Genomic DNA, 20,850 nt, shown 5'->3' on the forward strand with positions numbered 1-20,850 from the left:
AAAATGCCGGATGGCGACGCTGGCGCGTCTTATCCGGCCTACGAGTCAGGTTATTGTAGGCCGGATAAGCGGTAGCGCCATCCGGCAACAACACATCATTATTACAGCAGCGTTTTCGCCGCTTCCACAATGGCTTCTGCGGTCAAACCATACTCCTTCTGCAAGAAATCCTGCGTCCCGACCTGACCATAACGTTAACTAGTGCGTCTTATCCGGCCTACGAGTCAGGTTATTGTAGGCCGGATAAGCAGTAGCGCCATCCGGCAACAATACATCGTTATTACAGCAGCGTTTTCGCCGCTTCCACAATGGCCTCTGCGGTCAAACCATACTCCTTCTGCAAGAAATCCTGCGTCCCGACCTGACCATAACGCTCTTTAACGCCGACGCGGCGCATGGGCACCGGGCACGTTTCAACCAGCACTTCAGCCACGGCCGACCCAAGTCCATTATGAATGCTGTGGTTCTCACAGGTGACGATTCGCCCGGTTTTCTCCGCGTAATTTTTTACCAGCATGCGGTCGATGGGCTTGAGGGTAAACATATCGATAACCGCCGCGCTCACGCCATCCTGCTCCAACTGGCGCGCCGCCTCCAGCGCCTCGGCAACCATAATGCCGTTGGCAATCAGCGTGATATCGCTGCCTTCACGCAGAACATTCCCTTTACCGATGGTGAACGTCGATCCCGGCGCATAAATGCTCGGGGCCTGTTTGCGGATGGTTCGAACCCAGTAAAAACCCTCAAGCTCGATAAGCTGGCGCAAAATATCCTTAAACATGACGGCATCAGTCACTTCCAGCACGACCGAATGCGCCAGCCCGCGCACAATGCCCATATCTTCAAAAGACATATGGGTGCCGCCGTTATGGCAGGCAGTCACGCCGGCATCCGACGCGATCACCTTGACGTTGTTGCGCTGGTAATCGAGCGACATAAACAGCTGATCAAAACAGCGACGGCTGGCAAAGGCGGTGAAGGTATGGACAAACGGTTTGCGTCCGGTGAGCGATAGCCCTGCCGCAGTGCCGATCACATTGGCTTCCATAATGCCGCAGTTGATCACATGCTGAGGATAATCCCTCGCAACGCCGTCCATCGCCATAGAACTCATGAGATCCGCTTCAAGTGCGATAATCTGGCTTCCGGCCTCTATCTGCTCCGCCACAAATCCGGCGTACACTTTACGCATTTCCATGCTCTCTTTTTGTCCCGCGGGTGCAACCTTAATCATGCGCGGCCTCCAGTTGGCGAATCGTCTCGTTAAGCGCCTTCTTCATCTCATCGGTCAGACGCAGGTGGTGGGAGTTGCTTAATTGCTCCAGGTAGGGCACGCCCTGTCCTTTAATACTGTCGAGGATCACCACGCGCGGACGGGCATCCGCCGCCGGAACCGGCTGAACGACCTCCAGCAGCCGGGCAATGTCATCGCCTTTCACGGTGACAACATCAAAACCGAAAGCGCGGAATTTCCCTTCCAGATCGAACGGGCAAATAATCTCATCCAGTTCGCCGTCCAGCTGCTGCTTGTTCCAGTCGATAAACACCGTCAGGTTGTTCAGGCGATGATGGGCGATAAACTGAAACGCTTCCCAGCACTGCCCTTCGTTCAGCTCGCCGTCGCCGACGATACAAAATACCCGATTCGGGCGCCCGGCAAGTTTGTGCGACAGCGCCACCCCCCCGGCAATCGAGATCCCCTGCCCCAGTGAACCGGTCGTCGCATCCACGCCGCGCGTTTTTAACCTGTCTGGATGGCTCGGCAGACGGGTGCCGTTCTGGTTAAGCGTGTTCAGTTCTTCTGTCGGAAAGTAACCTTTAATCGCCAGCGTGCTGTAGAGCGCCGGGCCAGCATGACCTTTAGACAGCACAAAGTAATCGCGCTCCGGCCAGTCAGGGTCGGCCGGGTCAATCTTCATCACCGCGCCGTACAGCACCGCCAGCGTCTCCACTACCGACATGCTGCCGCCGTAGTGGCCAAAGCCAAGCTGCGTCAATGACTTAAGAGTGGCAACGCGAATATCGCGCGCCAGTTGAGTAACTTCATTCACATTCATAATTTGGCTCCGGTATTCTCCTGCGTGTTACCCCCCGCAGATTTGTTTTTCGCAAACACGTTGTACGCCACCAGCAGCACGAACAACGCCACAACAAGCCCTGTGATGGCAAGCGGCGACAGGTAGCGCGCCAGATTGCCCAGCACAATCCCCACTGCGCCGAAATCAGCGTCTGAGAAGGTCGTATTCGCAAAGCCGATCGCCCCCAGCACGGGCAGCAGCAGAACGGGCAGGAAAGTGATCAACAGACCGTTGGCAAATGCGCCGATCATCGCGCCGCGCCGCCCGCCAGTGGCATTACCAAATACGCCAGCCGTCGCACCGGTAAAGAAGTGCGGCACCACGCCCGGCAGGATCAGCACCAGCTTCATCTGTCCGAGCAGGAACAGACCGACCAGACCGCCGAGGAAGCTAAACAGGAAGCCAATCAGCACCGCGTTAGGCGCATACGGATAGACGACCGGGCAGTCCAGCGCCGGGCGGGCGTTCGGCACCAGTTTTTCTGAGAATCCGGTAAAGGCCGGTACAATTTCCGCCAGAATCAGACGTACGCCCTGTAGGATGATGAACACGCCCGCCGCAAAGGTGATCGCCATAATGATGGCGTAGACCAGGTAGTTCTGACCGCCGCTGAAGGTGCTCTCGACATATTCACGCCCCGCGCTCACCGCCATGATCAGATAGATAATCATCATGGTCAGAGAGATAGAGATCGAACTGTCGCGCAGGAAGCTTAAGTTTTTAGGCAGGTTCATCTCTTCGGTAGAGCGGGAACCTTTACCACAAAGGCTGCCGATCCAGCCGGACAGCACATAACCCAGCGTGCCGAAGTGACCAAACGCGATATCATCAGTGCCGGTGATACGCTTCATATAGCGCTGCGCCAGCGCCGGGAAAAAGGCCATCACCAGCCCCAGAATCAGCGATCCGGTAAAGACGAGACCAACGCCGTCAAAACCGGCAACCGTCAGGATTACGCCGATCATACAGGCCATATAAAACGTATGGTGTCCTGTCAGAAAGATGTATTTCAGACGGGTAAAACGGGCGACCACAATATTTGCCACCATGCCAAAGGCCATGATCAGCGCCGTAGACGCCCCATATTTTTCCAGCGCGATGGAAACAATCGCTTCGTTATTTGGAATAATCCCCTGGATATTAAACGCATGTTCAAACATTCCGCCGAGTGGATTTAAAGACCCGACCAGTACCGTTGCGCCGCCGCCCAGTACAATAAAACCTAAAATAGTTTTAATCGTGCCTTTCACCACATCGGAAAACGCTTTTTTCTGCGCGACAAGGCCAATTAAGGCAATTAACCCCACCAGCACCGAGGGCACTTTTAAGATATCAACAACAAAATTCAGCGTTTCAAGGATAAACATATCCGCCTCGCTTGCAATAAGGTTATTGTTTGGCGAACCAGGCGCGCAGCTGCGCTTCAAGTTCATTAATATCGATAATGTTATTAATCACCACCAGCTGGCTTTCCGGCACGCTGGCGCTGGCGGCAATATCTTTCGCCATGACAAACAGATCCGCAGCGCCAGGCGTCGCCGAGGAGAGATCGGAATGCTCAACATCGGCATCAATTTCAAGCTTCCTGAGCACTTTTTTAATATTCATTTCGACCATAAAACTACTGCCCAGGCCAGAACCGCAAATAGCCATAATTTTCATTATCATCACCTTCTTTTAAGTAGAGTACGCCCGCATCACGCAGGCGCGTAATGTGTCAGGTAATTCGGAATGCGTAATTAAATTAGAAACGTGCGATTATTGTTTTTATTTCCTCCAGCGACTTCGCCTGATGTAATTTATCCATATCGTCATCGCTGGAAAATAACTCTGCCAGCGTCGAAATCATTTCAATATGGCTGTGTTTGTCGGGTGCCGCGAGCATCACGATGATATCCACCGGATCGAACTCGCCCGCCCCAAATGAGACCCCCTGCTCCAGCTTTAACAACGACAAGCCTAATCCCTTTGCTCCCTCTTCCGGTCGCGCATGCGGCATCGCCAGACCCGGCGCCAGAACGTAATACGCGCCCAGCTTATGATGCTGCTCAACAATCGCCGTCACATATTCAGGTGTGATAACGCCAGCATCCAGCAGCGGTCTGGCGCATATTTCCAGCGCCTGCGGCCAGTTTTCCACCCTCGCCTGCCGCATGATGGTTGCATCAGTTAGCCAGTGATTGAGCACATATCCTCCTCGCGTGATTGCCAGATATGAGCAAACTTTATTCAAGCGCTGAAACCTTATCTGTGATCATATTCACAAAGATAGCGCTATCAAAAGTTATCAGTCAGATATGTGATAGCGCTATCAAAATACAATCAACGCGTGAAATCACAGCCTTAAACCGGATTTAAGGCGTATACTGCTATTCCCGTGAAGCGATGAATGACAATAAAAAAACATCTCAATACGTTGTAATTGCGCAGGAATCTGTATGTCTATAACTCGAAAACGGCGTAGTACTGGTAAGGTGACCATCGCCGATGTTGCTCAGCTTGCCGGTGTCGGCACCATGACCGTGTCCCGTGCGTTACGCACGCCTGAGCAAGTTTCCGATAAACTCCGGGAAAAAATCGAAGCCGCAGTGAATGAACTCGGTTACATGCCTAATCTTGCCGCAAGCGCGCTGGCTTCCGCCTCGTCACGAACCATCGCGATGGTCGTCCCGAACCTCACGGAAGCCGGTTGTTCAGAAATGTTTGCCGGACTTCAGCAAGTTTTACAGCCTGCGGGATACCAGATTATGCTGGCGGAGTCCCTTCACCATCTCGAACAGGAAGAGAAACTGCTGGAGACGCTGCTGGCCTCCAACATCGCCGCCGCCATCTTACTCAGCGTCGAGCACAGCGACACGGTGCGTCACTGGTTAAAAAACGCGTCGATTCCGGTGATGGAAATTGGCGCCATTCGTACCGATCCGATCGATATGAATATCGGTATTGATAACGTCGCGGCAATGTACGAACTGACCGAAATGCTCATTCAGCGCGGTTATCAGAATATTGGCCTGCTTTGCGCCAATCAGGAGCAGTGGATCTTTCAACAGCATTTGCAGGGCTGGTACAAGGCGATGTTGCGCCACCATATGTCGCCCAATCGCGTGATTAACGCCGCCCTGCCGCCAAACTTTTCCACCGGCGCCTCACAGCTTCCCGAATTTATTCTGGCGTGGCCCGAGCTGGACGCGCTGGTGTGCGTATCCGATGAGCTGGCTTGCGGTGCGTTATATGAGTGTCAGCGCAGACGGATCAAAGTCCCTGACGATCTGGCGGTGGTAGGATTCGGCGACAGCGATGTGAGCCGGGTTTGTCAGCCGCCGTTAACGACAATGGCCGTACCGCATCGTAAGATAGGCCTTGAAGCCGGACGCGCGCTGCTGGAACGTCTGAAGGATGGTAACTGGAGCGATCGGAAACAGATCGCCTCCAGTTTATGCCTGCGGGATAGCTGTTAGAGACCTTATTCCGTCTCTTCTTGCTTCTCTTGCTTTGCCGATTCATTGTTGGCATTGCGGGTCATCCACAACGCCAGCGCTTTCAATGAGTCCGGGGTGAACTCATCGCAACGCGCCGTAATTTCTTCCGGCGTCAGCCAGCAGACTTCGCTGACCTCTTCTTCCTGAAGCGCGAATGGCCCATGAGAAACGCAGCTAAATAACCCGCCCCAGACACGGCAATTATCATCTTCAAAATAGAACTGACCGTGCTCAGCAAACGGCACGCCTGCGATACCCAGTTCTTCTTCCGCTTCACGTCGTGCAGACTCCAGCAGTTGCTCATCGGCCTGCACCACTCCACCTGCGGTGGCATCTAACATGCCGGGCAAAAAGTCTTTTGTCTCAGTACGGCGTTGAACCAGAATTTTGCCCATACCATCATGCACGACGATATACGTTGCACGATGACGTAAGCGCTGCGCTCGCATTTGCTCCCGGCTGGATTGCGCAATGACTTCGTTCTCTTCATTCACAATATCCACCCATTCAGTACTTGCCAAACGACGCTGTTCCACCATCAGGAAACCTTCTTTTTCTGGCGCTCTTACGGCGCATTTACAATTGTGGGGTAAATTACGGATTAATCGCGACCTGCGCAATGATACTTTGATCATTGAGTGCGATTACGCTCAAAACATTATCATCCAGAATGCCGTAGCTTGCTGCAAACCCACCTTTCGGGATGCTGACTGAGCCTGGATTAAAGTGATACAGCTCGCCGCGTTTTTCAGCGACCGGCAGATGAGTATGCCCATAAGCAAGAACGTCGCCCGCATTTAACGCGGGTACATTATCCGCCCCGAACAGGTGTCCGTGGGTCAGGAAGATGCGCCGGTTTTCCAGCAGCACTTGCTGCCACGGCGCGGTTATCGGGAAGTGGAGCAGCATCTGATCCACTTCGCTGTCACAGTTTCCCCGTACCGCAATAATACGCGCCGCCTGCTCGTTCAGGCGTTCTGCCACCTGCGCCGGTGCGTAGCCTTCCGGCAGCGCGTTACGCGGCCCGTGATAAAGCACATCACCCAGTATCACCAGCCATTGCGCGCCACTTTGCGCAAACCGTTCAAGTACGCGCTCTGTCGCAGGTAACGAACCATGAATGTCCGATGCAAACATCAGTTTCATCACTCACTCCTCGTCATAAAAAACCGTTCTATGATACTGGATTATACGCGGATTATCAGCCGGAACGCTTTGCGGAAAGCGCAATAAAACGTTGAACGGAGGCGCGCTGCCACTGGAATGCTGCATATTCCGCCAGTGCCTCAGGAATCTCGTCGCCGTTGAGTACGAGGCGGTTAAGCATGAGCGCCAAATCGGTATCCGCAATACACCATTCGCCAAATAAATTCGGCTTACCGTGAGCGAGCAAACCACTGGCCGTCGCCACCAGTTTTGCCGCGCTCTCTTTCCCTGCTTCGCTTAACGGGCCTTTCCTGGCCGCCGCAAAGACCACATCCGTCGAACGTTCCTCGCGAATGGGCATTAAATCACTGCGTAACCACGCCTGAATCTGGCGCGCGCGGGCGCGTTTTTGCAGATCGTGCGGGTAGATGCGCTCCCACTGCGGCGGCGCAAAGCGATCTTCCAGATACTCGGTAATCGCCGACGACTCGCTAAGTTCGAAGCCATCGATTTCCAGCACCGGGACGCGGCGCGTTAACGCGTAGCCCTGCCATGAGGGCTGCAAATGCTCGCCGCTGCTCAGGTCAACGGTTTTGAGGCTAAAAGGCAGTCCTTTCTCCTGCAAGGCAACATAAACGGATAAGACGTAAGGAGAGAAAAAGTTAGCGTCTGACCAAAGCGTAATCTCGGGTTTGCTCATAATGTCCTCTTCGTTCTTTGGGCTTTCTCTCAAAATATAGAGTCTTTCGCATACTGTCACCTGATGAAAACTCATACTGAGCACGGCAACAGAACGCGCAAGACTGCGGCCTTAGCAGAAGCCTGAGAGTCAGAGCGAATAACGCGGCCGGGTTCTCGTGTATCATGCAAAGGTTCAACCATGGAGGACGCCTGCAATGTCACAACCTGACGCTATTATTCGTATAAAAAACCTTCGTCTGCGCACGTTTATCGGTATCAAAGAGGAAGAGATCCTCAACCGCCAGGATATCGTTATTAACGTTACCATTCACTATCCGGCGGAAAAAGCCCGCGTAAGCGAGGACATCAACGACGCGCTGAATTACCGCACCATCACAAAAAACATTATTCAGCATGTGGAGAGCAACCGATTCTCGCTGTTAGAAAAATTAACTCAGGATGTGCTCGACATCGCACGTGAACATCACTGGGTCACTTATGCTGAAGTAGAGATCGACAAACTTCATGCGCTGCGTTATGCCGATTCCGTCTCCATGACGCTCAGCTGGCGACGTTAAGCGCTATCCGGGAGGAAACATGCAGATTCTGATTACCGGCGGTACTGGCCTGATAGGACGCCACCTGATTCCCCGTCTGCTGGAGCTGGGGCATCAGGTGACGGTCGTCACACGGAGTCCCGATAAGGCGCGTCAGCTTCTCGACTCCCGGGTTGCGCTGTGGAAAGGGCTGGAGGACAGGCAAAACCTCAACGACATAGACGCCGTGGTCAACCTTGCTGGCGAGCCTATCGCCGACAAACGCTGGACCGCGCAGCAAAAAGAGCGTTTGTGTCAAAGCCGCTGGTCCATCACGCAAAAGCTGGCAGATTTGATCAACGCCAGCGAGACGCCCCCGGCCGCGTTAATTTCCGGGTCTGCCGCAGGCTATTACGGCGATCTGGGCGAAGTTGTCGTAACGGAAGAAGAGCCGCCGCATAACGAATTTACCCATAAGTTATGCGCGCGTTGGGAGCAGATTGCCTGTAGCGCGCAAAGTGATAAAACGCGCGTTTGTCTGCTACGCACCGGCGTCGTCCTGGCGCCGGAAGGCGGCATTCTGGCCAAAATGATCCCGCCGTTTCGCCTGGGGCTGGGAGGGCCAATTGGCAATGGGCGTCAGTATCTGGCCTGGATCCATATCGATGATATGGTAAACGGTATTCTCTGGCTGCTGGATAACGACCTGCGCGGCCCGTTCAATATGGTCTCGCCTTATCCGGTTCGTAATGAACAGTTCGCCCATGCGCTGGGCCATGCGCTGAACCGCCCCGCAATCCTGCGCGTTCCCGCGACCGTCATCCGCCTGTTAATGGGGGAATCATCGGTACTGGTGCTGGGCGGACAGCGCGCATTGCCAAAAAGACTGGAGGCGGCGGGGTTTTCATTTCGCTGGTACGATTTAGAAGAAGCGCTGGCCGATGTGATCCGTTAAACCATTCACCTGGTCACTGTAGCCATTCCAGTGGTAAGGTAGTATGCCTGACTTCTGGAATGGCGATTTTATGGCGATAATAACCACCTCCCGATTGACCCTCTCCCTTTTTCAACCTACTGACTGGTCCTTTTTTCTCGCACTGCGTGAAAACCCTGAAATCATGCGTTATATGGCTGATATCACGCCGGAAAAAGACACTCGCCTACTGTTCGCCCGTCGCCTCGTCTCAAAGCATACCTTCGTCATCCGCCTGCATAACAGCGATAAGCCTTTGGGCGACATTGGCTTACAAATTAGCCACCATTATCCGCAGGAAGCCGATATCGGCTATACGGTGCTCCCGGAAGCGCAAGGGAGAGGGATCGCCACAGAAGCCTTATATGCCGTCTGCGATTACGCCTTTACGCATACCAGCGTGAAAGCGATAAACGCCTATGTGCTGGCAGAGAATCACGCGTCTGTGCGCGTGCTGGAAAAGCGTGGTTTTACGCGGACTCAGGTGCTGGAAAACGCCTATGAGGTGAACGGCATCCGGTATGACGAATGGGTATACCGTCTGGAAAGCGAAATGGGGCGATAATCGCCGGATGGCGGCGATGCCTTATCCGGCCTACGTGTCGGCCCGGTAAGCACAGCGCCACCGGGCAAAATTGTTTCTCTGAGCGACGGATAAACCGCTACTTCAGCGAGCCTTTCAGGAACTGTTGCAAACGCGGGCTTTGCGGGTTGCCAAATACCTGCTCTGGATCGCCTTCTTCTTCGATTTTCCCCTGATGCAGGAAAATCACATGGGTGGAAACATGGCGGGCAAACCCCATTTCATGCGTCACCACCACCATCGTTTTCCCCTCTTCCGCTAACTGCTGCATGATACGCAAGACTTCGCCTACCAGTTCGGGGTCAAGCGCCGATGTCGGCTCATCAAACAGCAGCACCTCAGGTTCCATCGCCAACGCGCGGGCAATTGAGACACGCTGCTGCTGACCACCTGAGAGGTGTACCGGGTATTTTCCCTGCGCACGTTCATCAATACCGACTTTCGCCAGGTATTTCACCGCACGCTCGCGCGCTTCATGTTTGCTTAATCCCAGCACCTGAATCGGCGCTTCCATAACGTTCTCCAGCACCGTCATGTGGCTCCAGAGATTGAAGTGCTGAAATACCATCGTCAGGCGCGTACGCAGCAGCCGCAGCTGGTTTTTATCGGCGACCTTGAGCTGGCCGTCTTTATCACGCACCAGGGAAATATTCTGGCCGCTCACCACAATCGACCCTTCGCTCGGTTTTTCGAGGAAGTTAATACAGCGCAGAAAGGTACTCTTACCGGAGCCAGACGATCCGATAATACTGATCACATCTCCGGCGTTAGCCTGTAGCGATACCCCTTTCAGCACCTCATGTTCGCCGTAGCGCTTGTGCAAATCGATAACGTTTAATTTATTCTCAGACATCGTATTCTCAGTGCGTTGAAGAAGGTTTCACGTGCTGGAGCCAGCGCTTTTCCGCTTTACGGAACAGGCTAATCAGGACATACGAAATAATCAAATACAGCACAGCGGCAATGCCGAATGCGGTAAACGGTTGATAGGTTGCCGAGTTAATATCACGGGCGATTTTCAGCAAATCCGGCACCGTCGCGGTAAACGCCAGCGCGGTTGAGTGCAGCATCAGGATCACTTCGTTACTGTATGCTGGCAGCGCGATACGCAGCGCGGAAGGTAAAATAATACAGCGATACATTTTGAACGATGAGAAGCCATACGCCCGCGCCGCTTCAATTTCCCCGTGCGGTACTGAACGGATGGCGCCAGCGAAAATCTCCGTGGTATAGGCGCAGGTATTCAGCGTCAACGCCAGAACGGTACAGTTAAGACCGCTACGGAAAAACGCGTTGAGGAGATCGGTTCCTTTCACGATCTCCAGCGTGTACATCCCGGAATAGAACACCAGCAGTTGCACATACAGCGGCGTACCGCGAAAAACATAGGTAAACAACCAGATGGGGAACTGGATAAATTTGTTGCTGGAAACGCGGCCAATCGCCAAAAACAGCGCCAGAATGCCGCCCATCACCACCGAGGAGATCAGCAACCACAGCGTAATGGCCACGCCAGTAAAGCGATAGCCATCGCTCCAGAGCAGGGATTTCCAGTACTCCTGAATAATCTCGATCACAGGTCAGCCCTCTTCACACCCACGGAGTAGCGGCGCTCGAGGAACAGCAGCACACCATTGGAAACCGTTGTAAATACCAGATAAATCAGCCCGCACACTACGGCGAAATAGAATGGCTCCCAGGTGCTCTTGCCGGCCAGCTGCGTGGCTTTGACCACATCTTCCAGCCCGAGCAGCGAAACCAGCGCCGTCGCTTTGAGGATAACCTGCCAGTTATTACCAATCCCCGGTAAGGCGTAGCGCATCATCGCCGGGAACATAATCCGCCGGAATATTTGCGAACCGGTGAAACCGAATGCCGTCGCCGCTTCAATATGCCCTTTGGGCACCGCCATAAACGCGCCACGGAAAGTTTCCGTAAAGTACGCGCCATAGATAAAACCCAGGGTGATAATACCGGCGACCATCGGATCAATATCAATCTGCCCTATTCCCATCGCGTCGGTCACCGCATTGAGCGCGATTTGCAACCCGTAGAAAATCAGCAGCATTAAAACCAGATCCGGCACCCCGCGAATCAGGGTGGTATAGCCTTCGAAAATAAGTCCCGTCACCCGGTTTTGCGAAAGTTTCGCGCCCGCGCCGACAAGACCGATCAGCACGGCCAGCACAACTGAGCTGAGGGCCAGCTCAAGCGTGACAAGCGCGCCCTGAAAAATAACACCTGAAAACCCGTACAACATGCTGCCTGTCCTGTCGTGTGTGGTGAGTAAGACGCCTCTTTTGATCTCAGTCGAGCCGTTAAATGCCGGATGGCGGCTTTGCCTTATCCGACCTACAAAATCTCTGTAGGCCTGATAAGCGCTGCGCCATCAGGCATAAAATCAGCGCGTCAAAAATCTGCGGGCGTTATCTGCACCAGCGGCGATTAACCGCCGTAAACATCAAAATCAAAGTACTTTTTCGCCAGCTTCTCGTAAGTACCGTCAGCACGCATTTCCGCAAATGCTTTGTTCAGGGCTTCGCGCAGTTCGTTATCCTCTTTGCGCAGCCCCATACCCGTACCCACACCGAACAGTTTCTCGTCTTTCACCGACGGGCCGCCGAATTTGTAATCTTTGCCTACAGGCTGCTTCAGGAAGCCTTCGCTGGCTGCGACTTCATCCTGGAAAGCGGCATCGATACGCCCTGCCGTCAGGTCGGAATAGATATTGTCCTGACCCTGGTAAGAGACGATTTCAATGCCTTTCGGCGCCCAATGCTCATTACCAAACGTTTCCTGTGTGGTGCCCTGCAATACGCCAACACGCTTGCCTTTCAGGGACTCAACGGTCGGCTGGATATCAGAATCTTTGGCGACGACCAGGCGAGAGTCTGCTGCATAGAACTTGTCGGTAAACGCGATTTCCTGCTGACGCTTTTCGGTGATGGAAAGCGAGGACATGATGGCATCGATTTTCTTCGCTTTTAACGAGGGGATCAGCGCATCCAGCGGGTTTTCCACGAAGGTACATTGTGTATTAATGCGTTTGCACAGCTCTTTGGCCAGATCGATATCAAAACCGACCAATTCACCCTGTGCATTTTTCGATTCAAAAGGGGCATAAGTCGGATCGGTACCGATACGAACTTTTTGCGGAATGGCTGCAAATGCTGCGGTAGCACTGGAGAAAGCCAGGACCAGAGAAAGAGACAACACCAGTTTTTTCATAACTATCCTCAACAGACTGTCTTTTATAGGGGATCTTTACAGGACCAGGTGCAGTTATCGTGCCATTAATCGGGCCGACAAGGCAAAGCATTCTACCCTGTCAGCCGGTTTATTTTGCATGAAAAGCGCTTAAGTATGCATTCATGCTCATTTTGACAGCGACAAACGCACCATGATGGTGCAAATCTCTCATCACGCACCGTGATGGTTAACCAAAACGGTGCGCAACACTCCCCGCAGCAACCTGTCAGTCGCCGTAGACGTTAAAGTCAAAGTACTTTTTCGCCATCTTGTCGTAGGTGCCGTCAGCACGCAGATCGCTCAGCGCTTTATCAAACGCCGCTTTCAGCTCGGTATCGTCTTTACGCAAGCCAACCCCGGTGCCGTCGCCAAAGTACTTTTTATCTTTCACGGAAGGACCGGCAAACGCATAGTCCTTGCCCGCAGGCTGTTTGAGGAACCCTTCGCTGGCCGCAACTTCATCCTGCAATGCAGCATCAAGACGGCCCGCCGTCAGGTCGGAATAGATGAGATCCTGGTTCGCGTAGGCCACAACATCCACGCCTTTGCTGCGCCAGTTATCATTCGCATAGGCTTCCTGAGTGGAGCCTTGCAGTACGCCAACGTGCTTGCCCTTCAGCGAGTCAATCGTCGGCTGGACAGATGAGCCTTTCGCGGCAATCAGGCGCGAGTCGGCGGCATACAGTTTGTCGGAGAAGGCAATCTCCTGCTGGCGTTTCTCGGTAATGGAGAGCGATGAAATGATGGCATCGATTTTCTTCGCTTTCAGGGAAGGAATCAGCGCATCAAAATCGCTACCGACCCAGGTGCATTTGATCTGCATACGTTTGCACATCTCATTGCCCAGATCGATATCAAAACCGACAAAATCCCCTTTGGCATCTTTCGATGAGAAAGGCGCATATGTCGCGTCTGTACCAATACGAACCGTCTGCGGTAGCGCTGCGTGGCTGGCCGCCGTTGCGGAAAGTCCTACCAGCAAAGACAAAGCGAGAACTGTCTTCTTCATACATAACCCTCAAGTGGCGTAATTTTATTATGTTTTGCATTGTGTTGTGTGTTTGCAGACTTTTTCATGCAGGTCTTATGCCATTTTCACATCGGCGTCCCTATTTGACGTTAAATATGTTAATAAAACGTTGCAATATTGTCCTGATGTTGAAGATAGCAGGTATGACGGTTGAACCGCAGCGTTTCGGTCGCTTTTAGCGAATTAAATGTTGAGGATATGATCGCGGTTACAAAATTGCCCTGAAACAGGGCAATTTGTGCAAAAACGCACTGTGAGCGGGCAGCGTTATGCGCCCTGCCAACGGGTGAAAAGATCGTGCGGCAACGTGATATCAAACTGATCCAGAACACGATTAACCGTCTGATTAATCACATCATCCAGCGTTTGCGGGCAATGATAAAACGCGGGAACCGGTGGCATAATAACGGCGCCAATTTCAGCCGCCTGAGTCATGAGGCGCAGGTGTCCTAAATGCAGCGGCGTTTCCCGCACGCACAACACCAGCGGGCGGCGTTCTTTCAGGACAACATCCGCCGCACGGGTGAGAAGTCCGTCAGTATAGCTGTGTACAATACCGGAGAGCGTTTTGATCGAGCACGGTAAAATCACCATCCCCGCCGTCTGAAAGGAACCAGAAGAGATACTGGCGGCAATATCGCGCGCATCATGGGTGACATCGGCCAGAGCCTGCACCTCCCGCAAGGAAAATTCGGTTTCCAGCGCAAGCGTCTGACGCGCAGCCGGACTCATCACCAGGTGGGTCTCCACATCCGCCACGTCACGCAGAACCTGCAACAAGCGCACGCCATAAATCGCGCCGCTGGCGCCGCTAATCCCTACAATGAGTCGTTTCATGATTTTTGCCCTTTCTTGCGTCTGGGCTGACTTTGCAGGATTTTACGGGACGTTGCAAGCAAGGGCGCGGATTGCGCGCCCTTGCCAGGAGGAGAGATTAACCTTCGTTATGCATTTCCAGGTTTTCCACTTCGTTCTGACGCTGCATCGCTTTGACGTCGTCGTTACGCAGGGAATCCAGATAATCGAGATACTGCTGGTCAACGTCTTTCGTGACATACACGCCGTTAAAGACCGAACATTCAAACTGCTGAATATCCGGGTTCTCAGCGCGAACAGCTTCAATCAGATCGTCCAGATCCTGGAAGATAAGCCCATCAGCGCCGATGATCTGGCGAATTTCATCCACTTCACGACCGTGAGCAATCAGCTCATTTGCCGTTGGCATATCGATACCGTAAACGTTCGGGAAGCGAATTTCCGGCGCCGCAGAAGCCAGATAGACCTTCTTCGCGCCTGCTTCACGGGCCATCTCAATAATCTGTTCAGAGGTGGTGCCGCGCACGATGGAGTCATCCACCAGCAGGACGTTCTTATCGCGGAATTCAGCGCGGTTGGCGTTCAGCTTGCGACGCACGGACTTACGGCGCAACTGCTGGCCCGGCATGATAAACGTCCGGCCAACGTAGCGGTTTTTCACAAAGCCCTGGCGGTACGGTTTACCCAGAATTCGGGCGATTTCCAGCGCGATATCGCAGGAGGTTTCTGGAATCGGGATCACCACGTCGATATCCAGATCTTCCCATTCACGGGCAATTTTTTCGCCCAGCTTCGTCCCCATATTCACGCGGGCGCTGTAGACGGAAATTTTATCGATGAACGAGTCCGGGCGCGCAAAGTAGACGTATTCGAACAGGCACGGATTGCTGACCGGGTTATCCGCGCACTGGCGGGTAAACAACTGGCCTTTTTCGGTGATGTACACCGCTTCGCCCGGCGCCACATCGCGCAGGAATTCGAAGCCCAGCGTATCAAGCGCCACGCTTTCGGACGCAACCATATATTCAGTGCGGCCATCGCCAATGTCGCGCTTGCCCAGCACCAGCGGGCGGATGCCGTTCGGATCGCGGAAAGCCACCATACCGTGCCCGATAATCATCGCCACACAGGCATACGCGCCGCGAATCTGGCGGTTGGTCGCGGCAATGGCGGCAAAGATATTATCGGCTTCCAGCGGATAATGACGGAAGTTATCCAGCTCGCTGGCAAAAATATTGAGCAGGATTTCAGAATCTGACGTGGTGTTGATGTGACGACGTTTTTCTTCAAACAGCTTTTTACGCAGCTCATGCGCATTGGTCAGGTTGCCGTTATGAGCAAGCGTGATGCCATACGGCGAGTTGACGTAAAAAGGTTGAGCTTCGGAGGCGCTGGAGCTGCCAGCCGTTGGGTAACGCACATGCCCGATGCCCATATTGCCCTGCATACGCTGCATATGGCGAGCTTCAAAAACATCGCTCACCAGCCCGTTTGCCTTACGCAAGCGGAAGCAGTTGTTGGCATCAATGGTGATGATGCCAGCGGCATCCTGACCACGATGCTGGAGCACCGTTAACGCGTCATAAATCGACTGGTTTACCGGCATAACACCGGCGATACCGACAATACCGCACATACGTCTTTTCCTCGTTAAGCCACATCTCAGAACCGTTACGTTCTGGGCAAGAAACTTGACGAGCTTTGCAGATAGTCAAAGAACCATCTGATGATAAAACTGAACTGCGGGATAAGCTGCGACTTGCTCCAGTCTTCGCTTTTCGACAGGCCGGTAAACGTATCGAGAAAGAACAGAATGGCGGCGACGATTAACGCTCCTCGCAGCGCGCCAAAACAGATCCCCAACACCCTGTCAGTACCCGACAGGCCGGTTTTCTCCACCAGCTGACCTATCACAAAGTTCACGATAGCGCCGACGATAAGCGTCGCGATAAACAGTATCGCGATAGCAATCCCATTTCGAACCAGTTCGTCTTCAAAGCCCGTAAACCAGACAGACAGGTAAGTGTAGTAATGGCTGGCGACAAAGAAAGCACAACCCCATGTCACCAACGATAACGCTTCACGAACAAAGCCACGGATCAGGCTAACCAGACAGGAAAAACCAATCACCGCGATAATGGCGTAATCAATCCAGACCATATGTGTCCCACGATTTTACGCCCTGTCGTCCTGTTCGGGGCGCATTCTAACAGAAAAAGAAAACGTTTGCGTAGGGATTTCCTTCCCGTGCGTAAATAAAAATGGCGCTGAAAAAATATTCAACGCCATCAAACTTTTTGCCTCTTCGGGCATTGCCGGATGGCGGTGCAAGCACCTTATCCGGCCTGGAAAACAGTACATCGTAGGCCTGATAAGACGCGCAGCGTCGCCATCAGGCAGCGGTGGCTTAGTTCGGGCTGTAACCCATCACCACGCCACTCAAACCGGAGATCTGCTGTAACTCGCCAAGAGAATTTTTCAGCTTGTCTCTTGAGGCGTCAGGCCCGACGAGGATACGGGTTATTTTACCCTGTACCGGCGTTGACGGAGAAGTATATACCCGGAAGCCCGCGCCACGAAGTTTACCCACTATCTCATTGACCTTATCGGCATTTTTCAACGCCCCCAACTGCACAACGTACGCTTTACCCGTTGGCGCGGGTTTTTCTTCAGCAGCAGGTTTCGGCTCAGGTGCCGGTGTCGGCGTTGCCGCTACCGGTTGCTGCGGCTTCGGCTGTGGTTTCGGCTTTTCAACCGGTTTCGGCTTCGGCGGCTCAACAGGTGCGGTGACAGGATCGAAACTGGCGTTGTTTTCCGCAGCAAAACGGGAAGGGTCCAGAGACGGCGCTGCCGCATCTCCGGCACGCACCTCCTCAGCAGCGCCTTCAGGCGGCTGGGTCGGCAACGCCTGTGTTGCGGCTGGCATCATATCAGGCTCATCGCGATCGCCAGGCTTTGGCACCAGCGGGATCGCCGCAAACTCATCCTGATAGTGTTTTTTCTGCCCGTCGAGCAACCCGGGAAGCACAATCACCCCGAGAGCGACCAGCACGATTGTGCCAACTAAACGATTCTGAAACTTACTCGCCACCGCTTCTCCCCGCGTCCATCACTTCCATGACATGTGCAACCGTGTGAAATGATCCACACACCAGCACGGTATCTTCTGGTTTCGCCTCTGCCAGCGCGGCATGCCACGCCAGCGCGACACTGTCATAGACAGTGCCTTTGCCCAGATGTTCCAGCAATTGCTCCGCCGTCGCGCCGCGCGGCCCTTCCAGCGGCGCGCAATACCAGTCGTCGACCACGCTTTTCAGCCAGGCTAACGTCCCTGCGATATCTTTATCATGTAGCATACCGATAACGGCAAGTATACGCCCGTTTTTCGGCAACATTTTCAGGCGCTCTGTCAGATATTCCGCAGCATGGGGATTATGTGCGACATCCAGAATCACCCGTGGCGATTCGCTCACTATCTGGAAACGACCGGGCAAAATCGCCCGGGCAATGCCGTCACGAATCGCCTGCTCGCTGATGTTCAGCCCGCTGGCGCGCAGTGCCGCCAGCGCGGTGGCGGCGTTAGGCTGAGGCACCTGCGGCAGCGGAAGATTCGCCAGCGTACCTTCGCCGTCCGTAAACGACCAGCCGTCGCCCGTCACATCATAATGCCAGTCCACGCCGCGACGCTGTAACTGCGCCCCGGTTTCCTGCGCCACATCGGCGATGGTATACGGCATTTCCGGTTCGCCGACGATAGCCGGTTTTTCCGCCCGGAAGATCCCCGCCTTCTCACGCCCGATACTTTCGCGGTCCGGCCCCAGCCAGTCGGTATGATCCAGCGCAATGCTGGTCACTACCGCAACATCCGCATCAACAATATTGGTCGCGTCCAGACGTCCGCCCAGCCCGACTTCCAGAATCACCACGTCAAGCTGAGCCTGCTTAAACAGCCACAGCGCCGACAGCGTGCCGTATTCAAAGTAGGTCAGAGAAATGTCTTCGCGCGCGGCCTCAATCTCGGCGAACGAGGCGGTATGAGCAGACTCCGGCAACTCGTTCCCCTGCACGCGAACGCGTTCGGTATAGCGTACCAGATGCGGAGAACTGTAGACGCCCACTTTATAGCCCGCCGCCGTCAGCACAGACTCCAGCGTGCGGCAGGTCGTTCCTTTACCGTTAGTGCCCGCCACCGTAAAGACAAATGGCGCGGGTTTCAGCACGCCCAGACGCGCCGCAACCCGGCTTACGCGTTCCAGACCCAAATCGATAGTTTTACTGTGCAGGTTTTCCAGATAAGAAAGCCACGCTGCCAGGGGCGACGCGGCTTGGGGAATGTGTTTATTGTCCATGATGCCTGTAAATTTATTACGTTGAGAAAAGCAAAAGGGCAGCGCCAGCTGGCCCTGCCCTTTTGTACTCGTCGTCTTTCAAGCTGCAGGTGTGTTGGCTGCTCTCGCTCACCCGAATCACTTGCCTGTGCAAGCTCATCGGGATTCGCTCTCTTGCCGCCTTCCTGCAACTCGAAATCCATAGAGTAAATTATCAGGCCTCGGGTTCCTGATCGGGTACCGGCGGCACCACCTCGCCTTCGCGCGGCGCATCCGGGTTCGGCGCCGGAAGATTCATCAGCTTCGCCAGAACGCTTGCCAGTTTCAGGCGCATTTCCGGGCGGCGGACGATCATATCGATAGCGCCTTTTTCAATCAGAAACTCACTGCGCTGGAATCCCGGCGGCAGTTTCTCACGTACGGTTTGTTCAATAACACGCGGGCCCGCAAAACCGATTAACGCTTTCGGTTCTGCAATGTTGAGATCGCCGAGCATCGCAAAACTTGCGGAAACGCCGCCCATTGTCGGATCGGTCAACACGGAGATATACGGCAGACCACGCTCCTGCATTTTCGCCAGTGCAGCGGAGGTTTTTGCCATCTGCATCAGCGACATCAGCGCTTCCTGCATACGCGCGCCGCCGGAAGCGGAGAAGCAGATCAGCGGGCAGTTATCTTCCAGCGCCTGCTCAACGGCACGGACAAAACGCGCGCCGACCACAGACCCCATAGAACCGCCCATAAAGGAGAACTCAAACGCCGCCGCGACAACCGGCATGTCGTGGAGCGTACCTTTCATCACCACCAGCGCGTCTTTCTCACCGGTTTCCTTCTGCGCGGAAGCCAGACGATCTTTATACTTCTTGGAGTCGCGGAACTTCAGCACATCTTTCGGCTCAAGTTCGCTGCCCAGTTCCACAAGGCTTCCTTCATCTAACAGGCTATGCAGGCGATTGCGCGCCGACATGCGCATATGATGGTCACACTTCGGACAGACCTCAAGATTACGTTCCAGCTCAGCACGGTATAAAACCTGACCGCAGCTATCACACTTGGTCCACACCCCTTCAGGAATGCTTGCCTTGCGGGTGGGAGTAATGTTGCTTTTAATTCGTTCAATCCAGCTCATTAGTGACCTTTCTGCCTGAACCTTAGTCGTCAGCTTTGTTATCAGGAGCGCATAATGCCATTTTTGCCCCCAACAGACTATGAATGTTGCACATTAAAACATAACAGCCCGAAACTTTGGATAAAAAAGTGGTCGAACCGCTGAGTTACTTTCTATTTTGCGGCACGCGACGCAGCGCGCTTATGGCGAATGATTTCAACCACGCCTGGCAATATCGACACCACAATAATCCCTACGATCAGTAACTTAAGGTTATCCTGAATCATAGGGATCGTACCGAAGAAATACCCCGCATATGTGAAGAGCAGCACCCATAAAAGCGCGCCAATGACGTTATACGCGGCAAAATGGCGATAAGACATATGTCCCATACCCGCAACAAACGGCGCAAAGGTTCTGACAATCGGGACAAAACGGGCCAGAATAATGGTTTTCCCGCCATGCTTCTCATAAAACTGGTGCGTCTTATCAAGGTAACTGCGACGGAAAATTTTTGAATTCGGGTTACTGAATAACCGTTCGCCAAACAATCTGCCGATCGTGTAGTTCACCGCATCGCCGACAATCGCGGCGATCAGCATTAACATCACCATAATATGTACGTTGAGATCGTTGGTTTCCAGCGACGCCAACGCGCCCGCCACAAACAGCAACGAATCCCCCGGCAGAAACGGCGTCACCACCAGTCCGGTTTCACAAAACAGGATCAGGAACAGAATGGCATATACCCAGACGCCGTATTCCGCGACCAGCTCCGCCAGGTGCACGTCAATGTGCAGGATAAAATCAATCAGAAAATAAATCAGGTCCATATTGATGCCT

23 protein-coding genes and 2 pseudogenes are annotated in these 20,850 nt (G+C 53.7%); 4 read left to right on the forward strand and 21 right to left on the reverse strand.

Going from position 1 to position 20,850, the window contains the following annotated elements:
• Positions 1 to 101: 101 nt before the first annotated feature.
• The 6 genes and pseudogenes from OGX81_RS22120 to OGX81_RS10790 all read right to left on the reverse strand — a co-directional run.
• Positions 102 to 194, reverse strand: a pseudogene (locus OGX81_RS22120) (transketolase); the annotation flags it as partial.
• 86 nt (positions 195 to 280) lie between these two features.
• On the reverse strand, positions 281 to 1,234 hold the full coding sequence (locus OGX81_RS10770; RefSeq protein WP_104868407.1) for a transketolase family protein: 954 nt from the start codon (positions 1,232 to 1,234) through the stop codon (positions 281 to 283).
• Positions 1,227 to 2,057 carry a transketolase gene (locus OGX81_RS10775; RefSeq protein ID WP_104868406.1) on the reverse strand — a complete coding sequence of 277 codons (831 nt, stop codon included), beginning with the start codon at positions 2,055 to 2,057 and terminating at the stop codon, positions 1,227 to 1,229. The genes OGX81_RS10770 and OGX81_RS10775 overlap by 8 nt, the downstream gene beginning before the upstream one ends.
• Positions 2,054 to 3,445, reverse strand: a complete 1,392-nt coding sequence (locus tag OGX81_RS10780; protein ID WP_012131474.1) for a PTS ascorbate transporter subunit IIC — start codon at positions 3,443 to 3,445, stop codon at positions 2,054 to 2,056. Before OGX81_RS10780 ends, OGX81_RS10775 begins: the two co-directional genes overlap by 4 nt.
• Positions 3,446 to 3,467: 22 nt before the next feature.
• Entirely contained in the window at positions 3,468 to 3,740 is a 273-nt protein-coding gene (locus OGX81_RS10785; RefSeq protein ID WP_024130155.1) for a PTS sugar transporter subunit IIB, read from the reverse strand.
• Between the two features lie 82 nt (positions 3,741 to 3,822).
• A complete protein-coding gene (locus OGX81_RS10790) occupies positions 3,823 to 4,266 on the reverse strand; it encodes a PTS sugar transporter subunit IIA (RefSeq protein WP_104868405.1) in 444 nt (147 codons plus the stop codon).
• 250 nt (positions 4,267 to 4,516) lie between these two features.
• On the opposite strand from OGX81_RS10790, the gene OGX81_RS10795 reads away from it, so the two are divergent.
• Positions 4,517 to 5,536: a LacI family DNA-binding transcriptional regulator gene (locus tag OGX81_RS10795; RefSeq protein ID WP_012131471.1), complete on the forward strand. Its 1,020-nt coding sequence runs from the start codon at positions 4,517 to 4,519 to the stop codon at positions 5,534 to 5,536.
• A 5-nt stretch (positions 5,537 to 5,541) separates the two neighbouring features.
• Here the strand turns inward: OGX81_RS10795 and yfcD are convergent, their stop codons facing one another.
• From yfcD to yfcF, 3 genes are read right to left on the reverse strand one after another with little or no spacing between them, the layout of a single operon-like run.
• The gene (gene yfcD / locus OGX81_RS10800) at positions 5,542 to 6,096 is read right to left on the reverse strand and encodes an NUDIX hydrolase YfcD (protein ID WP_058667767.1); all 555 of its coding nucleotides are present in this window, start codon (positions 6,094 to 6,096) and stop codon (positions 5,542 to 5,544) included.
• 55 nt (positions 6,097 to 6,151) lie between these two features.
• Positions 6,152 to 6,703 carry a phosphodiesterase gene (gene yfcE / locus OGX81_RS10805; RefSeq protein WP_047462326.1) on the reverse strand — a complete coding sequence of 184 codons (552 nt, stop codon included), beginning with the start codon at positions 6,701 to 6,703 and terminating at the stop codon, positions 6,152 to 6,154.
• 55 nt (positions 6,704 to 6,758) lie between these two features.
• Positions 6,759 to 7,403 (reverse strand): glutathione transferase, encoded by a 645-nt coding sequence (gene yfcF / locus OGX81_RS10810; RefSeq protein ID WP_047462323.1) that lies wholly within the window; start codon positions 7,401 to 7,403, stop codon positions 6,759 to 6,761.
• Between the two features lie 196 nt (positions 7,404 to 7,599).
• On the opposite strand from yfcF, the gene folX reads away from it, so the two are divergent.
• From folX to OGX81_RS10825, 3 genes are all read left to right on the forward strand, one after another.
• Complete coding sequence (gene folX, locus OGX81_RS10815; protein ID WP_104868404.1) at positions 7,600 to 7,962, forward strand: dihydroneopterin triphosphate 2'-epimerase; 363 nt, start codon at positions 7,600 to 7,602, stop codon at positions 7,960 to 7,962.
• Positions 7,963 to 7,981: 19 nt separating this feature from the next.
• Complete coding sequence (locus tag OGX81_RS10820) at positions 7,982 to 8,875, forward strand: TIGR01777 family oxidoreductase (RefSeq protein ID WP_047462321.1); 894 nt, start codon at positions 7,982 to 7,984, stop codon at positions 8,873 to 8,875.
• Positions 8,876 to 8,945: 70 nt separating this feature from the next.
• A complete protein-coding gene (locus OGX81_RS10825) occupies positions 8,946 to 9,458 on the forward strand; it encodes a GNAT family N-acetyltransferase (RefSeq protein WP_049008706.1) in 513 nt (170 codons plus the stop codon).
• A 97-nt stretch (positions 9,459 to 9,555) separates the two neighbouring features.
• Here the strand turns inward: OGX81_RS10825 and hisP are convergent, their stop codons facing one another.
• From hisP to OGX81_RS10885, 12 genes and pseudogenes are all read right to left on the reverse strand, one after another.
• Entirely contained in the window at positions 9,556 to 10,329 is a 774-nt protein-coding gene (gene hisP / locus OGX81_RS10830; protein WP_049008687.1) for a histidine ABC transporter ATP-binding protein HisP, read from the reverse strand.
• A 7-nt stretch (positions 10,330 to 10,336) separates the two neighbouring features.
• Positions 10,337 to 11,053 carry a histidine ABC transporter permease HisM gene (gene hisM / locus OGX81_RS10835; RefSeq protein ID WP_012131463.1) on the reverse strand — a complete coding sequence of 239 codons (717 nt, stop codon included), beginning with the start codon at positions 11,051 to 11,053 and terminating at the stop codon, positions 10,337 to 10,339.
• Positions 11,050 to 11,736, reverse strand: a complete 687-nt coding sequence (locus OGX81_RS10840; protein ID WP_012131462.1) for a histidine ABC transporter permease HisQ — start codon at positions 11,734 to 11,736, stop codon at positions 11,050 to 11,052. Before OGX81_RS10840 ends, hisM begins: the two co-directional genes overlap by 4 nt.
• Before the next feature lie 185 nt (positions 11,737 to 11,921).
• Positions 11,922 to 12,704 carry a histidine ABC transporter substrate-binding protein HisJ gene (hisJ, locus tag OGX81_RS10845; protein WP_012131461.1) on the reverse strand — a complete coding sequence of 261 codons (783 nt, stop codon included), beginning with the start codon at positions 12,702 to 12,704 and terminating at the stop codon, positions 11,922 to 11,924.
• Between the two features lie 247 nt (positions 12,705 to 12,951).
• Complete coding sequence (gene argT, locus OGX81_RS10850) at positions 12,952 to 13,734, reverse strand: lysine/arginine/ornithine ABC transporter substrate-binding protein ArgT (protein WP_286487568.1); 783 nt, start codon at positions 13,732 to 13,734, stop codon at positions 12,952 to 12,954.
• A gap of 288 nt (positions 13,735 to 14,022) precedes the next feature.
• A pseudogene (locus OGX81_RS10855) lies at positions 14,023 to 14,598 on the reverse strand (UbiX family flavin prenyltransferase); the annotation flags it as partial.
• Positions 14,599 to 14,689: 91 nt separating this feature from the next.
• Positions 14,690 to 16,207, reverse strand: coding sequence for an amidophosphoribosyltransferase (gene purF / locus OGX81_RS10860; RefSeq protein ID WP_012131457.1), 1,518 nt, complete (start codon positions 16,205 to 16,207; stop codon positions 14,690 to 14,692).
• A gap of 35 nt (positions 16,208 to 16,242) precedes the next feature.
• On the reverse strand, positions 16,243 to 16,731 hold the full coding sequence (cvpA, locus tag OGX81_RS10865) for a colicin V production protein (protein ID WP_012131456.1): 489 nt from the start codon (positions 16,729 to 16,731) through the stop codon (positions 16,243 to 16,245).
• Between the two features lie 247 nt (positions 16,732 to 16,978).
• Positions 16,979 to 17,662: a cell division protein DedD gene (gene dedD / locus OGX81_RS10870; protein WP_104868403.1), complete on the reverse strand. Its 684-nt coding sequence runs from the start codon at positions 17,660 to 17,662 to the stop codon at positions 16,979 to 16,981.
• On the reverse strand, positions 17,652 to 18,920 hold the full coding sequence (folC, locus tag OGX81_RS10875; protein WP_049008685.1) for a bifunctional tetrahydrofolate synthase/dihydrofolate synthase: 1,269 nt from the start codon (positions 18,918 to 18,920) through the stop codon (positions 17,652 to 17,654). The genes dedD and folC overlap by 11 nt, the downstream gene beginning before the upstream one ends.
• Positions 18,921 to 19,113: 193 nt before the next feature.
• A complete protein-coding gene (accD, locus tag OGX81_RS10880; RefSeq protein WP_104868401.1) occupies positions 19,114 to 20,028 on the reverse strand; it encodes an acetyl-CoA carboxylase, carboxyltransferase subunit beta in 915 nt (304 codons plus the stop codon).
• A gap of 152 nt (positions 20,029 to 20,180) precedes the next feature.
• Positions 20,181 to 20,840: a DedA family protein gene (locus OGX81_RS10885; protein ID WP_012131452.1), complete on the reverse strand. Its 660-nt coding sequence runs from the start codon at positions 20,838 to 20,840 to the stop codon at positions 20,181 to 20,183.
• Between the last annotated feature and the right edge of the window lie 10 nt (positions 20,841 to 20,850).

The organism is Citrobacter sp. CK206, assembly GCF_030333125.1.
In the GTDB taxonomy this organism is placed as follows: domain Bacteria; phylum Pseudomonadota; class Gammaproteobacteria; order Enterobacterales; family Enterobacteriaceae; genus Citrobacter_B; species Citrobacter_B koseri.